The 15696-nt window shown below is 47.1% G+C and carries 12 protein-coding genes; 8 read left to right on the top strand and 4 right to left on the bottom strand.

Features of this window, described 5'->3' with window-relative positions:
• Nucleotides 1-354: 354 nt before the first annotated feature.
• Nucleotides 355-3666, top strand: a complete 3312-nt coding sequence (gene carB / locus QZ938_RS30975; protein ID WP_293155215.1) for a carbamoyl-phosphate synthase large subunit — start codon at nt 355-357, stop codon at nt 3664-3666.
• A 223-nt stretch (nt 3667-3889) separates the two neighbouring features.
• Here carB and QZ938_RS30970 read toward each other — a convergent pair whose 3' ends face one another.
• Nucleotides 3890-4129: a DUF6737 family protein gene (locus tag QZ938_RS30970; RefSeq protein WP_293157989.1), complete on the bottom strand. Its 240-nt coding sequence runs from the start codon at nt 4127-4129 to the stop codon at nt 3890-3892.
• Nucleotides 4130-4181: 52 nt separating this feature from the next.
• On the bottom strand, nt 4182-4784 hold the full coding sequence (locus tag QZ938_RS30965; protein ID WP_293355903.1) for a Uma2 family endonuclease: 603 nt from the start codon (nt 4782-4784) through the stop codon (nt 4182-4184).
• A 298-nt stretch (nt 4785-5082) separates the two neighbouring features.
• Between QZ938_RS30965 and QZ938_RS30960 the strand changes: the two genes are divergently transcribed.
• The 7 genes from QZ938_RS30960 (at nt 5083) to QZ938_RS30930 (ending at nt 13794) form a co-directional block, all read left to right on the top strand.
• Entirely contained in the window at nt 5083-5745 is a 663-nt protein-coding gene (locus QZ938_RS30960; RefSeq protein ID WP_293355900.1) for a VWA domain-containing protein, read from the top strand.
• A 244-nt stretch (nt 5746-5989) separates the two neighbouring features.
• Nucleotides 5990-6769 carry a PP2C family serine/threonine-protein phosphatase gene (locus tag QZ938_RS30955; protein WP_293355897.1) on the top strand — a complete coding sequence of 260 codons (780 nt, stop codon included), beginning with the start codon at nt 5990-5992 and terminating at the stop codon, nt 6767-6769.
• Between the two features lie 29 nt (nt 6770-6798).
• Nucleotides 6799-7467 (top strand): glycerophosphoryl diester phosphodiesterase membrane domain-containing protein, encoded by a 669-nt coding sequence (locus tag QZ938_RS30950; protein ID WP_293158001.1) that lies wholly within the window; start codon nt 6799-6801, stop codon nt 7465-7467.
• 150 nt (nt 7468-7617) lie between these two features.
• The gene (locus QZ938_RS30945; protein WP_293355894.1) at nt 7618-8310 is read left to right on the top strand and encodes a hypothetical protein; all 693 of its coding nucleotides are present in this window, start codon (nt 7618-7620) and stop codon (nt 8308-8310) included.
• 820 nt (nt 8311-9130) lie between these two features.
• On the top strand, nt 9131-10126 hold the full coding sequence (locus tag QZ938_RS30940) for a ribonuclease III domain-containing protein (RefSeq protein ID WP_293355891.1): 996 nt from the start codon (nt 9131-9133) through the stop codon (nt 10124-10126).
• Between the two features lie 180 nt (nt 10127-10306).
• Nucleotides 10307-11002: a Uma2 family endonuclease gene (locus QZ938_RS30935; protein ID WP_293355888.1), complete on the top strand. Its 696-nt coding sequence runs from the start codon at nt 10307-10309 to the stop codon at nt 11000-11002.
• 680 nt (nt 11003-11682) lie between these two features.
• A complete protein-coding gene (locus QZ938_RS30930) occupies nt 11683-13794 on the top strand; it encodes a DNA-binding protein (RefSeq protein ID WP_293355885.1) in 2112 nt (703 codons plus the stop codon).
• Between the two features lie 351 nt (nt 13795-14145).
• Here the strand turns inward: QZ938_RS30930 and QZ938_RS30925 are convergent, their stop codons facing one another.
• On the bottom strand, nt 14146-15246 hold the full coding sequence (locus QZ938_RS30925) for a precorrin-8X methylmutase (protein WP_293355882.1): 1101 nt from the start codon (nt 15244-15246) through the stop codon (nt 14146-14148).
• A gap of 236 nt (nt 15247-15482) precedes the next feature.
• The coding region (locus tag QZ938_RS30920; RefSeq protein WP_293355879.1) for a transposase at nt 15483-15696 on the bottom strand (214 nt) is incomplete at its 5' end.

Here is a 15696-nt window from a genome sequence, read left to right as displayed (position 1 = left end):
CGCTTTCAATATTCTGTTGAAAGCTTTGAGGGATACCTCCATGTCTGGTAAGCTGCAAGCTTTCCAGATTATGCCATACACAGTAGATTTGGGTGGATTCCTAGATTTACCGGGTTAAATGTATCTGCACCCTTATCCCTATCAATCTTTCTCCTTCGCTGGCGGTGTCTGTCAGCCGGAGTCCCGAGGTTCCGCTTCCAAAATGCTGATAATGGTGCACAATTTCAAATTAACAACAAAACTTGCACTGTTTTGAGTAAGCTTTTGGTGGAACAGCTCAGAATGGCTGTTTCTCAGAATGATGCAAAATATCAAATTTATCATCAATCCTGTCCAATTACCAATTACGAACCTATGCCCCGCCGCCAAGACTTAAAAAAAATTCTCCTGATTGGTTCCGGCCCAATTGTTATCGGCCAAGCGTGCGAGTTCGACTATTCGGGGACACAAGCTTGCAAAGCTTTGCGAGAAGAAGGTTATGAAGTAGTGCTGGTGAATTCCAACCCTGCAACGATTATGACCGATCCGGAAACTGCCGATCGCATTTATATCGAACCTCTAACGCCGGCCATCCTCGAACAAATCATCGCTAAAGAAAGACCTCAAGCAATTTTACCGACTATGGGAGGTCAAACTGCACTCAATTTAGCAGTTGCCGTTGCTAAAAATGGTGTTTTGGAAAAATACGATGTAGAGTTAATTGGCGCTAAATTGCCAGCCATTGAAATGGCAGAAGACAGGCTGTTATTTAAGGAAGCGATGGCACGAATTGGTGTGGCAGTTTGTCCTTCGGGAATTGCTAACAATCTCGACGAAGCCAAAGCAATCGGCCACCAAATTGGTACTTATCCGTTAATTATCCGTCCGGCTTTTACAATGGGCGGCACGGGAGGCGGCATTTCTTACAATCAAGAAGAGTTTGAAGAAATGGCCCAAGGTGGTGTTGATGCCAGTCCCGTATCGCAAATTTTGATCGAACAATCTTTGATCGGTTGGAAAGAGTACGAACTGGAAGTGATGCGGGATTTGGCAGATAATGTAGTGATTATTTGTTCGATCGAAAATCTCGACCCGATGGGAATTCACACCGGCGATTCGATTACCGTCGCACCAGCCCAAACTCTGACAGACAAAGAATATCAGCGCCTGCGGGATGCTTCGGTGAAAATTATCCGCGAAATTGGAGTAGAAACAGGCGGTTCTAACATTCAATTTGCAGTGAATCCAGTCAACGGCGATTTTATTGTAATTGAAATGAATCCCCGGGTTTCTCGTTCCTCCGCCTTGGCCTCGAAAGCAACCGGTTTCCCGATCGCCAAAATGGCGGCAAAATTAGCAGTAGGTTACACCCTAGACGAAATTTCCAACGATATTACCAAGAAAACTCCCGCGTCTTTTGAACCGACAATTGACTACGTGGTGACGAAGATTCCCCGATTTGCCTTTGAAAAGTTCCCCGGTTCCGAACCGACTCTGACAACGCAAATGAAGTCAGTAGGCGAGGTAATGGCGATCGGGCGCAGCTTCAACGAATCTTTCCAAAAAGCACTGCGGGGATTGGAAACTGGCCGCGCAGGTTTCGGGTGCGACAAACCGGAAAAGTTGCCGAGTTTGGAACAAATTCGCGCCGGTTTACGCACGCCAAATCCCGATCGCATTTTTACAGTCCGTCACGCGATGATGATGGGAATGTCCGTGGAAGACATCTTTGAACTCACAGCAATTGACCCCTGGTTTTTGGATAAAATGCAGGAATTGCTGGAAGCCGAGAAGTTTTTGAAACGAACTGCGCTCAAACAGTTGACAAAAGACACAATGTTTGAAATAAAGCAGTTGGGATTTAGCGATCGCCAAATTGCTTACGCTACCAAAACATCGGAAGATGAAGTCCGCGCCTACCGCAAACAATTGGGCGTAGTACCGATTTACAAAACAGTTGATACCTGTGCCGCTGAATTTGAAGCCTTTACACCATATTACTATTCCACCTACGAAGCGGGAGCAGCAATTTGGGAATTGGGCGATGAAGAAAAGAAGATTTCGCCTGTCGGCCACAGTCTGGCGCCGGAGTCGGAAGTTTTGCCTTCTACCAAGCGCAAAGTCATGATTTTAGGTGGCGGCCCAAACCGGATCGGACAGGGGATTGAGTTTGATTATTGTTGCTGTCACGCTTCCTATTCCCTCGGGGAAGACGGGTTTGAGACAATTATGGTCAACTCGAACCCGGAGACGGTTTCAACAGATTACGATACGAGCGATCGCCTTTATTTTGAACCGCTAACAAAAGAAGATGTTCTCAACATCATCGAGGCGGAAAATCCCGAGGGAGTAATCATTCAATTTGGCGGACAAACGCCGCTGAAATTGGCGCTTCCTTTGCAAAAAGCTCTCGAAAATCACCCCGACGTACAAACAAAAATCTGGGGAACTTCCCCGGATTCTATTGATGCGGCAGAAGACAGGGAAAGATTTGAAAAGATTCTGCGGGAATTGGATATTCAGCAAGCTGCTAACGGTTTGGCCCGTAGTTTTCAAGATGCTTTGATTGTCGCTCAACGTATCGGTTATCCAGTCGTAGTGCGCCCCAGTTACGTGTTAGGCGGACGAGCAATGGAAATTGTTTATTCCGATGCCGAATTGGAACGTTACATGACTTATGCGGTGCTGGTAGAACCGGATCATCCGATTTTAATTGATAAATTCTTGGAAAATGCGATCGAGGTTGATGTAGATGCGATCGCCGATGCGACTGGCAATGTCACCATCGGTGGTATTATGGAGCACATCGAAGAAGCGGGCATCCACTCCGGCGACTCGGCTTGTTCCATCCCTTACCAAACGCTTTCCGACGCAGCCTTAGTCACAATCCGCCGCCAGACAGTGGAACTAGCAAAAGCCTTGAAAGTCATCGGGTTGATGAACATTCAATTTGCGGTACAAGGCGAACAAGTTTTCATTTTGGAAGCTAACCCGCGCGCTTCTCGTACAGTACCTTTTGTATCCAAAGCAATCGGAGTTCCCCTAGCAAAAATGGCATCGCGAGTCATGTCTGGCAAAACTCTGGAAGCTTTAGGTTTTACTAAAGAGATTGTACCAATTCACGTTTCCGTGAAAGAAGCCGTGCTACCGTTTGCTAAATTCCCAGGAACTGATACATTGTTAGGGCCGGAAATGCGATCGACTGGCGAAGTCATGGGAATTGACACAGATTTCGGCAAAGCCTTCGCCAAAGCTCAACTCGGAGCTGGCCAAGTAATGCCGCAGTCGGGAGTTGTGCTGGTTTCGATGCGCGATCGCGATAAACTAGCAGTAGTACCAGTAATCAAGGAATTCTTGGAATTGGGTTTCAAAATAGTCGCAACCCACGGTACGCGCAAAGTTTTGCGAGAGCAAGGTTTAGAGGTAGATTTGGAATTGAAGCTGCACGAAGGGCGGCCAAATTTGTTGGATTCCATCAAGAATGAGAAAATCCAACTAATTATTACCACACCTTCCGGCGAAGAATCCCGCGCCGACGGCATCTTTATCCGCCGCACAGCTTTGACTTACAAAATCCCGATTATTACCACAATAGCCGGCGCTAAGGCGACAGCATCGGGAATTCGATCGCTCAAATCGCATCCGATGGAAGTGAAAGCAATTCAAGACTATTACCCGCAAGCGTAGAGTTATTGTAGGGTGAGAAACACGGTTCGATCCTTAGACCACAGATCCCCCCTAGCCCCCCTTCTTAAGGGGGGGACAAGAAATGCTCAAAGTCTCTCTTCTTAAAGGGTAGATAGGAAATGCTCAAAGTCCCCCTTTTTAAGGGGGATTTAGGGGGATCTAGACTCGGCTATAAACCTACGATACTTATGGCACACCATACAAACTGCGTACCGCCCAAAACCTAATCTGAATGAGAATCCAAAGCACCGCTAGACAGCATCAACCTCGGCCAAACCAACAAGAAAAATCCCATCCAAGCCAATAAAGGAATCGCGACTAAAACAGTTATCCAAACAGTTTTTAGCAAAAACCAACTACCAGAAATTAGACTTGTCCCTGTCAAAAGAATCGACCAAGGCTGACACCACCAGGGTTTGTAATTCCAAGGACTAACAGCTTTTTGTTCGGAAATAGATTTCATGTTTTTAGTGATTTTTCATATATAATAACCCAGTTAGCTCCATTAACCTAATTTAAACATTCATCACCTGTTCGGCTGTCAGCGTTAATTCGGGAAAAGTCCGAGACACAATTCGATCGCTGCCCTTAAACGCAGTTGTTTGATAATTGCCTTCTGCATCCAAAAGGTGGACAAATACAGTCGCAACTTTCGGCTTTCCGATGAATTTTGAGCTAGCAATTCCCAAATAATCCACAACCCAATATTCGGAAATCCCGAGACGCTGATACTCATCAAATTTGTGAATATAATCGACATTCCAATTCATTGATGTTACCTCCACCGCCAACTGAATTGGTTCCCGCACAGCAGCATAGGCAGAACGATCGGAATACCACAAATCGCGATCGATTACACTGACATCAGGTCTCCGCCCTTGTTCAATTCCAGCTTTATTTACAGTTCTGATAGCTGTTTTGCTTGTCACTACATAATTTAAGTTCAGATTTTTGATTTGAGTGTGAAAAGAGTCATGGATGTAGTCGGCAACATCAATATGATTTCGGGTTGAAATTATTTCGACAATTTCTCCATTTACCAGTTCATAGAGTCCATCTTCGGGACATTCTACAAGGAATTGATCGAAGGTCAGTTTTTGTGTGACTTTTTCAATCATAAGATTTACCCTTGTTTTGCAGGAATACTATTAGCATATACTAGCACAGACAGGAATGAATTCGTTTTTTGACCGCAGATCGAGGCGGATGAGCGGGGACGAACAAAAGATCGTGAAGCGAAGCTATCGGGAGCGTGAATCACCCTTCTGATATTTGACACTAAATATTTGACGCTGATATTTCACGAAAATGGTAAAATGCGATCGCCCTAGCAAGTTGCATTTAAATATGTTACTGAGTTGATACAGTAAAGTGACAATGCTAAAAACCGAGCCACTCCAAGGTCAATCCTGAACCATGAGACTAGACGAAGCCGTAGAATTTGCCGAAAACCCAGAGCCACGGTGTCCCTGCGTCCTCCTGCTGGACACCTCCGGCTCCATGCAAGGCGCACCCATAGACGCTTTGAATGAGGGGCTGGAAGTTTTTAGGAATGACCTAATTAAAGATGAACTAGCTAAAAAGCGAGTCGAAGTCGCGATTATTTCCTTTGACAATAATATCAAAGTCGTGCAAGACTTCGTGACCGCCGATCAGTTCGAGACACCGCTGCTGACAGCCCAAGGACAAACCCACATGGGCGCCGGCATTCAGCTAGCACTAGACACCATCGCCGCCCGCAAATCCGAATACCGCAACAACGGCATTACCTATTACCGCCCGTGGGTATTTATGATTACCGACGGCGAACCTCAAGGTGAATCGGACGATGTTGTGGAAGTCGCAGCACAGCGGATTAAAGAGGAAGAAACTAACAAGCGCGTGGCTTTTTTTGCAGTCGGTGTGGAAGGTGCGAATATCTCCCGTCTCGCGGAAATTGTTGAGCGCACTCCTGTAAAATTGAAAGGATTAGACTTTCGAGAGATGTTCATTTGGCTGTCGGCTAGTATGCAGAGAGTTTCTCACTCAAAAATTGACGAACAAGTCGCATTACCGCCGCCCGGATGGGGAACTGTTTAGTCAGTTGACAGTTGACAGTTGACAGTTGACAGTTGGCAGTTGGCATTAGTCATTGGTAAGGTGCGAAGTGCTTACAATGAATTGGGAGAATCTCAATTTTGCTTTAAAAGTGCTGTCCCGGCTCGCTTGGCTATAGAAGCGAGCGGGGACAGCACTACATAAAAATGCTTTTTACAACAATGAGATGCTCCCAATCAATTTCCATAGTTTTGAATTTACTAAGTTTTGAATACAAGAGTTATTAATGGATAATTCATTATTTAATTGGCAAGTTGTAGCCGCATCGGTGACTGGCACGAGCCACGAAAAACGATCGCAACCCTGTCAAGATGCCCACTGTTGGCGCGTCTTGTCTAACGGTGTTTTGGTAGCAGCGGTAGCTGACGGCGCGGGTTCGGCTGCACTTGCCGAAGTGGGGGCAAAAATTGCTGTGGAAGCGGTTGTGGAAACGATTTGCCAACAGGATTTGCAGCCTGAAAGTGACGAGGAATGGCAGGTATTTTTTACCGCATCCCTGCAAGTTGCGCGGGCGGCTGTGGAAGCGGAAGCTGCAACCCGGGAAGTGGCGGCGAGGGATTTAGCTTGCACTTTAATTGCGGTTGTGGCTACGCCGGAATTGATCGCTGTTGCTCAAATCGGCGATGGTGCGGCGGTGGCGGGTGATAGTGCGGGAAATGCGATCGCCCTTACTGTACCTCCCTGCGGTGAATACATCAACGAAACCGTGTTTTTGATTTCGCCAAATGCGATCGAAACAGCGCAATTTCAGGTAATGCGGGAAAAACTGCCGCACTTGGCTGTGTTTTCCGACGGCTTGCAAATGCTCGCTCTCAAAATCCCGGAAGGTACGCCCCACGGGCCGTTTTTTGCACCTTTGTTTCGGTTTTCGGGCACGGCGAAGGAAGATGCGGATGCAAAAGAGCAATTAGAGTCGTTTTTGCGATCGCCCCGCGTGTGCGATCGCACCGATGATGACTTAACATTATTGTTAGCAAGTTTTTCAAGGAATGTCCAATCTGTTTAAATCCCCTTAAAAAATCCGGCTCAAAAATTATGACAGCTCAACGAATTAGTGCAATTAGCTTGTTGCGAGAAACATTTGCCGCTGCGGGAGCTATATACGCTCCCCAGTTGACTATCAACTCTCCCAGTTTAATATTTGCTGTACTCAATAGTGTTGGTCTGGGTTCGGCAGCTATTCCTTTGAATATTATCTACTGGTTCGTGGCAATTCCTTTCTTGTCGGGATCTCTTATTTTCTACACTTACCGAAGTTTGACAGGAAATCAAGTAACTGTGAGTGAGGCTTTCCATCAAGCAAACAGGAGATTGCTGCCACTTATTTTGGTTTATATTATATCTTTTGTGCTAATTTTTGCAGGCTTCATTGCACTAATCATTCCCGGATTGTATGTATCATATCGCTTAATATTTCCACTTTACGCTACCGTCATTGATAACTCTTCGGCGCTTGACAGTCTTAGCAGCAGTTGGGAATTAACCAAAGGGCGCTGGTGGTTGATATTTCGATCGACTTTTCTGATATTTTTTGTAGTTATTGTACCAACAATATTGATTTCCCTATTAATCGATCCGACGGCGAAATCTTTAGCATCTAAGCTTACGGCTAATGTACTGGGATTTTTAGTGGCACCGTTGATGAGTGTTTATTTTGTTTTATTATACCAGCGCCTGCGGGAATCGGCAACAACTATGAAATAGACATCTCCTCAAATAAAGTCAAGGGCTTGCACGATACCTGCCCCACAACAATTGTTCGAGATGTTTAATGAGTGGCGAAAATTTGGTGCGGTTCTATAATAAAATCGAGGTGTCAACAATTCTGGTTTAATCTGTAGAGTAGGTCGTCACTTGCAAGCACAAGAGATTAAGGATAAGCTCAACTCCCTAATTAGCGAAGCAGATCTCATAGATCCGAGTTTGGCGAGAAGATTGGATGAAATCAATCGCTGGGTGAAAGATGTTAAACCCGGTTCGCTAACTGCTAAGAAATTTGTGCTGGCTTTTTTGCTACAGCTTATGCGAGATTCTCAGGTTTGGCTGGCGGTTCAATCTCTGCCTTCGGAAGGAGAGCGACAACGGGCGTTTGAGTTAATGACTCCGGGTGAAAGGTATTGGTACAGTTATTTATTTCCTAAATGGCTGAGTGAAAACGATCGCAAATTTTACATCTGGAAACAAAAACTCAAGGCGGGTAAATTCGATCCGGCTGACGATGGCGTCATTCGTGCGATCGCCGCCCGGATAGTCGAACGTCAAGGCAGTGTTTTGTATCGCTATGTAGCAGATCTTTCTATGGCTACCGATTCGATCGTCAGCAACCGCCAACAGCAGCCCCTCTGCATTCAAGTCACCACTCTTTCTGATGAGTTTTCGGAACAAAAATATCAAAAATGGCAACAAACTCTTCAAGGCTGGGGGATTGACAGAGGACTATTTTTAAGTTATGATACAAAAGATGCAAATTTCCTGAACCAGTTAGTTAACATTGCATTATATAATAGTGATAATTTGCCCGCAGGTCGTTACCTTAAATTCCCATAAATTCACCCGATCTGCTGCTGAGAATAGTTCGACTGCTCAAAATTCGGTGAACAAGAAATTTTGAATAACTCGCATATTGCAGAATTTTAGACAATGCCACCAACTTAATCATCAGCCCGCTTCCCTTGGGCCCGAAGGCTACGCCAAGATTTTTCCTCCCATTCTCTGTTTCCCGGGGGGATATGGCAAAGTGCGTTCAACAGTTGACAGTTGACAGTTGACAGTTGACAGTTGACAGTTTGAGAGGGAACTCTACCCTTAAGTCCGAGGATTGGAGTAATGAATAGTCTGATTTTAATTTCTCCCGATCGGCATTGGGGCTTTCAACCAATTCTTTCTGGTAATCGGTAATAGATACGAATGTGTTAAGCAACGAGAAAATTCAGGGCTGCAATCAATAGCGGTAAGGTGCGGAATTCGCACTTTACGAAAGATAGAGGTTCTGCGTAATTCCTGGCCCAGCAACGGGAAGATTTACCACAGCAATCAATAGCCGTAAGGTGCACGGCCCGATGGCTGCCTGCGAATGATAGAGGTTCTCCGGAATTCCTGGCTGAGAAATGGGAAAATTTACAGAAACAATCAATTTTTTCATTCAGTTGACAATTGACAGTTGACCGCTTGAGGGCATTTGACAATCATAAGGAAGAGGATTGGAGTAATGAATAGTCTTCTCTTAATTCCTCCCGATCGGGGTTCCAGCTTTAAACCAATTCTTTCAGGTAAAATAACTAGCAACTGGGTATAAATTGAATTGAGATTAGATTGAAGTGCGCTGAAATTGTTGGAAATAAAATCAAATTACATCAAAATCAATACTATGACAGTAAAAGGTACAAGCACCGTTGAAAGCAATTTACAAAAAGTCTTTGAAGAACTAGAAGCTGCCCGAAAAATGCAGGATGATTGGATGCACCACGGGGTTGATTTTGTTGATTTGTATGTGGAAAATGCTGGCGGTGATTGGTTAGAAAGGTGGGCAAAATGTGAAGAAGAATTAGAGCAGATCAAAAATAAACAGGTAGATATTGAAGCAGTCAAAGTAGCGATCGGCCTGGACGACTTTGGGCAAACCGAACTGCTGGAAACGGCCTTGAGCAGCCGCTGCGATCGCCCGGAGGAGTCTCCGGCTGGGGAAGATGTGAAGCAAAAACGGCTTTCACTCTTAGGCGGAGCGATTTTCGGTGCTGTTGTTACCGATTACCTGTACCGCGAATATCCCGAACTCGATTGCGATGCGATTTCAACCTTAAAAGCTCGTTTAGCAGACAGTCAAAAACTCTCGGAATTTGCGGAAAATCTGAAATTGAACGAACTCTGTCGGGGAGCCGTCAGCGGGAAAGCAACAAAACCAAGCGAGTACAATAGATTTTTAGCCCAGACTTTTGAGGCTTTGTTGGGCGCGATTTACTTGGAGTTCGATCGCGATTTTTTGCGTGCGGGTAACTGGCTGATCCAGCAGTCGATCGAAGGAACGATCGGCGAACACTTCGATCTAACTCAGCAGTCGAAAAGTACGCTCTTAAACGAGCTAAAACGCCGGGAAATCTTGGGTGCGGACATTCTAGAGGCGATCGCGATCGACTATTTGTACAACCGCTTTCCCGATCGCAACAGCAGCCAGTTAACCCGCTGGAAAAATCTGTTAGCCGCCCAAGAGATTTTCCCCAAAGACTTTAAGGCAAAATTAGGCAGTCATTACCTGGAATTGGAGAGCAATTTCTCGCGCACCCGCGACTGGTTGGTGGATAACTTCATCAAAACCGCAGTTGACGAACTTGAAGAGGAAATAGGCGGTTCATCAGTTGACAGTTGACAGTTGACAGTTGACAGTTGACAGTTGACAGTTGACAGTTGACAGCTACCTCTTTCGTCGATAGAACAGGATTGGAGCAATGAATCATTTTGTTTGATTTCCTCCGTTTAGGGCGAGGCTTCAGGCCCAATTTTATCGGTAAACTAAAATCAACTCATAAAAAAAATTGGGAAAACAGCAATGGTTACACAACTGCAATCTCCCGAAAAATCAAATGTAATCTACCCCGAAGATAACGGCGAACCGATATCAAACAATACCGATCAGTTTCGATTAATTGTTTGGATTAAAGAAAACTTAGAATTGCTGTTTGCAAATGACCCGAATGTTTTTGTAGCGGGTGACTTGCTGTGGTATCCGGTGGAAGGAAATAATAAACTATCCCAAGCACCAGATGTGATGGCAGTTTTTGGCATACCAAAAGGATACCGAGGTTCTTACCAACAGTGGAACGAAGGTAATATTGCACCGCAAGTCGCCTTTGAAATTTGGTCGCCGGGAAATCGGATCGGTTTGATGATTCAAAAATTCCAATTTTACGAACGCTACGGTGTGGAAGAATATTATTTGTACAACCCGCAAACTTTAGAACTGACAGGATGGTTGCGGCGAGAGTCACAATTTGAAGCGATCGAACAAATGGACGGTTGGGTAAGTCCGAGACTGGGAGTGCGGTTTCAATTATCTCAAACAGGACTCGAAATGTTCGGGGCTAACCAAGAACCGTTTATGAATTTTGTGGAACTCGATCGACTGCGACAGCAAGCCGAGGCGCGGGCCGAACAGGCAGAAATGCTGCTGGAACAAGAGCGATCGCGATCGCAAGCCTTAGAATCAAGACTCCGAGACATGGGAATCGATGCCGATCGACTCTAACCACAATTGCAAAATTGAACTATTGTGGAACAGGCATCTTGCCTGTTGCTGAGTTTTCCAGGACGGGCAGGATGCCCATCCCACAATAAAATAGAATTACCGGTTTATCAGTGGGGTCGCTTTCTTTAATCTAAAATCTAAGATCTAAAATTCACGCGTCAGGAACCTCAGCCTAAAGGCATGAGGCTTGTAAGAAATTCTTGCCAGCCATCCTGACCAGCCTAAGACTTTCGAGGTCTACGTTTTTTGAGTCACGACACCCTGGGAGAGTGCGAAGTCCCCTGCCCTGTCATTTGCAGTTAAACAGTTTTAAGGTCACTGAAACAGTGCTGCAAGTTTAACAAGCTCTCAAAACATTGGCGAAGCTAACTTTACCCCGCAAGGGAGTTTTGGAGACAACCATATCTCCACGGAGGGGCAACCATACCCCTCCTTCCCGAAAGGGAATATAAAGCCGTCCTATAAGGACGGGGTTTCTACCCATTTTTGTGATGAAAATTTGGTCTGAAGCCTTCCCATTTAGGGGGAAATCAAATCCTCTTCTATCGATGGCTATGGGTAGCTGTCAACTGTCAACACTCCAATCCTCTTCTATCGACGGAACAGATAGCTGTTAACTGTCAACTGTCAACTGTCAACTGTCAACTGTCAACTGATCCTCTATCCCCTAACGGAATTCTATGCAGTTGCAACGCCAATTTAGCGGACAACTGATTGCGATCGACACCAACAGCGCGATCGCCAGTGGCGGTCAAGGTCGCATCTATCCGATCGCCAAAGACTCGTCCCTGGTAGCAAAAATCTACCACAAACCGACAGACGAAGACGGCGACAAACTCACAGTCATGTTCAGTATGCCGCCGGATGCGCCGATCGCGGAACCGGGACACGCCTCAATTGCTTGGCCTCTCGATTTGCTGCATACTGTCGGCGGGCGCGAAAAAATCGTCGGTTTTGTGATGCCGCGCGTCAAGAAAGTGCTGCCGGTACACACTTTCTACACTCCCAAAACCAGGCGCGAACAAAAACCCCTATTTAATTATCTTTACCTCCACCGCACCGCCAGAAACCTCGCCTCGGCTGTAAATGCCCTCCACGTCAGGGGTTACGTCATCGGCGATGTCAACGAGTCGAATATTCTTGTCACGGATACGGCTTTAGTAACGCTGGTAGATACGGATTCGTTTCAAGTGCGCGATCCTTATACAGGTTACGTTTATCGGTGTCCCGTGGGGAAACCCGAGTTTACACCGCCGGAATTGCAGGGCCAGACTTTCCGCGATATCGATCGAGCTCCCGAGCACGATTTGTTCGGTTTGGGGGTATTAATTTTTCAATTATTAATGGAAGGTACGCACCCGTTTTCGGGAGTATATCTGGGTAGCGACGAACCGCCGTCTCTGGAAGCCAGAATTCGATCGGGCCATTTCCCCAGCGGTACCAAGCGGATACCCTACCGCCCGATGCCCGCAGCGCCCCCCTTCGAGATGCTGCATCCCCGACTGCGACAGATGTTTGTCCGCTGTTTTGAGGAAGGGCACAGGAATCCGTCGGCGCGCCCGGATGCGAAAACTTGGGTGAATGCGATTCGGGAAGCGGAAGATTCTCTACTTACTTGCAGCAAAAACACTCAGCACAAATACGGAAATCATCTGAGTCGGTGCCCTTGGTGCGATCGGGCAAAACTCCTCAAAGGTCGCGATCCGTTTCCTTCGCGGCAGGCAGTCAGCAACGGATTGCACTTGCAGCCCGCGAAAACCAAGCGTAAAAAGCCCCAACCACCTCCCGTCGTGAGGGAGACCGCAGTGCGCCGGCAACAACCCTCGACGGGGCTGCCGCGGCAACTGGGCAACTATCAATTGCCGATGCTACCGATTCCTTCTCGGAGTCGGACTCCGGCGCCTCAGGTTCCCCTTACCAAGTTTGAGCGAATTGTTCAGGATGCTGCTTGGGGTGGTGTTTGGGGTACTTTGTGTTTGGCGGCGGTGGCGGGGATTTTTTCGGCGATCGCGGAGGGCGGCGGCGCGATTTTGGGGGCGATTTTTGTTGGTTCGATTTGGGGCAGTTTTTTTGGGATGATGTGGGGCATTTTTACTTTGTCGCCGAATCAGATTTGGCGGAAGTGGGGGGGAGTTTTGCTGGGGACTCTCTGGGGGGCTTTCTTTTTGGCTGCGATCAGCGGTGTGGTGTTTGGGGCGATTAGTGATAATCGGGCGATCGGGCAGGGGATTTTGTCTGGCGCGGGGGTTGGGACTGTTTGGGGCTGTATTTGGGCGGCTTTTTCGCCTCCTCTGGCACTGCCGGTGGGGAGGGTTTGGGGCCGGCGGGGAGCATTTTTGGGGGCGGTTTGGGGAGCGTTTTTAGGAACTTGGGCTGGTGTTTTGCTGGGGGCTGGGTTGGTGGTTTGGCAGCAATATAACGGGCAGATGCGGCCGGCGATCGAGTTTGGGGGTTTGTTGCTGGGTGTGGCAATTGTGGCGGCGGGTGTGGGTGCGATTGGAGGTTTAATTTCTGGGAGTTTTTTGGGTGTTTGCGGGTTTGCACCAAAGCTACCGGTGTCGTTTCAGCCTTCGGGAATTCGGGGTGCGGCTTTGGGTGCGATTTGGGGCAGTTTTTTGGGGACTTTTGCAGGTACGGTGTTGGGGGCGGGCGTGTGTGCGGTGTTTCCGGCCCTCAGCGGTGGGGTGCCGGTGCAGTTTGCCCCTGTCGTAGGTGCGATCGTCGGGGCTGGTTTGGGAGCAATTTGGGGGGTAATTTCGGGTGCTGTTTGGGGGGCTCTGGGCAAGTGGTGATTTGATTTAAGGCTTCAATTTGTTTTTTTTCGATTCTAGTTGCGATCGCGATCGAATCTAAGGTATGTAGTTGCGCTTCAGCGCTCTTTCAATATATAAGTAAGAGCGCTAAAGCGCAACAACGTACCTAATTTGTTTGATGACAAACTAAGGGGAGTTAGCGAGGGTGGTTGGACGATCGAGAAATGAAATTTCCAACTACCAAAACTATCACTCAAAAAAAGGTATGTAGTTGCGCTTGGGCGCTCTTTCAATATATAAGTAAGAGCGCTAAAGCGCAACTACGTACCTAATAATTCATTCCTATTTTGCGTCAGTTGAGTAAGTCCTGCTTGAGATAATTGCATCTTTTTACTTAAGATGACAGTGACAATTCGGCTTTTCAATCAAAGACTCAACCAGAGAATTCAAAGCAACCGCCGCCAACAACCCGCCGCCAAAAGTTCCCACCGTCGTAATATAAGGAATTCCCGATCGCACTAAGCGACGTTTCGCTACTGGAGAATGACTGAAGCCGATCGGCATTCCAATTACCAAAGCCGGTTGTAGTTGCCCGTTGGCGATCGCCTCACAAATCGCCATCAGCACAGAAGGCGCATATCCTACTACTATTATACAGCCTTTTTCCAATTTCAATAATTTTTCAAACCACTCGCGCTCGTGCCAGAATTCTTGTTCAGCTTCCGCCGCAGCATTGATATGCGGTTCGTCAATTAAAGTTGTCATACTTGTTCCCAAATGCGCCAATCTTGTGCCATCCAAAGCAGCAAAAACAGGAGGCACGTCAGCTACAATTTGACACTGATTTTTCAAAGCTTCCCGCGCCGATTTAATCGCCGTTTCGCTCAACTTCACAAACGGCAGCAGCGAACAATCACCGGATGCTAACACCAGTTTAGACAGCAAGTCTACCTCAATTTCCGAGCGATCGGCCAAATCCGGCAACAAATGCTGCAACGACTCCCCAAACGCCTCCGGGTGAGTGTGCGCCCCCGCATCCCAAGCATCCCAAAGTTGTTCCAACTGTCCCAACCCACCCTCAGTTTCCGCCTCCAACAGCCTCAATTGAGCCAGGGCGCCCGCTTGCACCGCTTGACACGAAAGATCCCGCCCCAACAATCCTTCAAGGGCTGATGCCGTTTCTCGGAGGCGCACAATCTGCTGAATTACCGACAGATATTGCCGTTGGAGAGTCGCCATCACCGCGTCTGAGGAAGCCTCCGCGTCTGTTTCTAAGAGTTTGCGGATGTGAGAAAGTTGAAAGCCTTGCTGTTTGAGTGCGACGATTCTTTGGAGTCTTTGCACGTCGCTGCGGGTGTACAGTCTGTAGTTAGAAGTCGATCGCACGGCCGGAGATAGCAGCCCTAAAGCATGATAGTGTCGCACCATCCGAGGCGTAATTGTGCCTTTTACGGCTTCCGTAAGTTGTTTGATTGTTAGGTATTTTTGCATTTGGTTGAAATCAGAAGGGACTCGGCGGTTAGAAACCGCGCCTACACAGACAAAACCTGCCTTCGCAGGTTGAAAGAATCATGTATCCCAGAAGACTCGGCGGTTGAAACCGCGTCTACACAGACGAAACCTGCCTTCGCAGGTTGAAAGTATCCCAGAAGACTCGGCGGTTGAAAGAGACTGTTGGCGAATTAAAAAAGGGTGAAACCAAACATCCCACAATCGTGGAAAAAAAACTATGATGAGGCAGAGGGAAAAAGAGCCGCAAAACGAGAGATACGAGTCTTACCAATCGGAATGTCGCGCCAAAAAGCCCACATTCTTGACAAATTCATCGCAGCAGCAGTCACAATATGTTGCAGACGAGTTTTGGCAAGACCCATGTAACGAGCCTCGCGCAAACCAAAAACACGAATTCCTTGAGACAAGGAACTTTCAACACCAGCCCTC

It is taken from the genome of Microcoleus sp. CAWBG27, assembly GCF_020883145.1.
Lineage (GTDB): Bacteria > Cyanobacteriota > Cyanobacteriia > Cyanobacteriales > Microcoleaceae > Microcoleus.
Note: the sequence above shows the minus strand (reverse complement) of the source record. Positions and strands in the feature narration are given on the sequence as shown.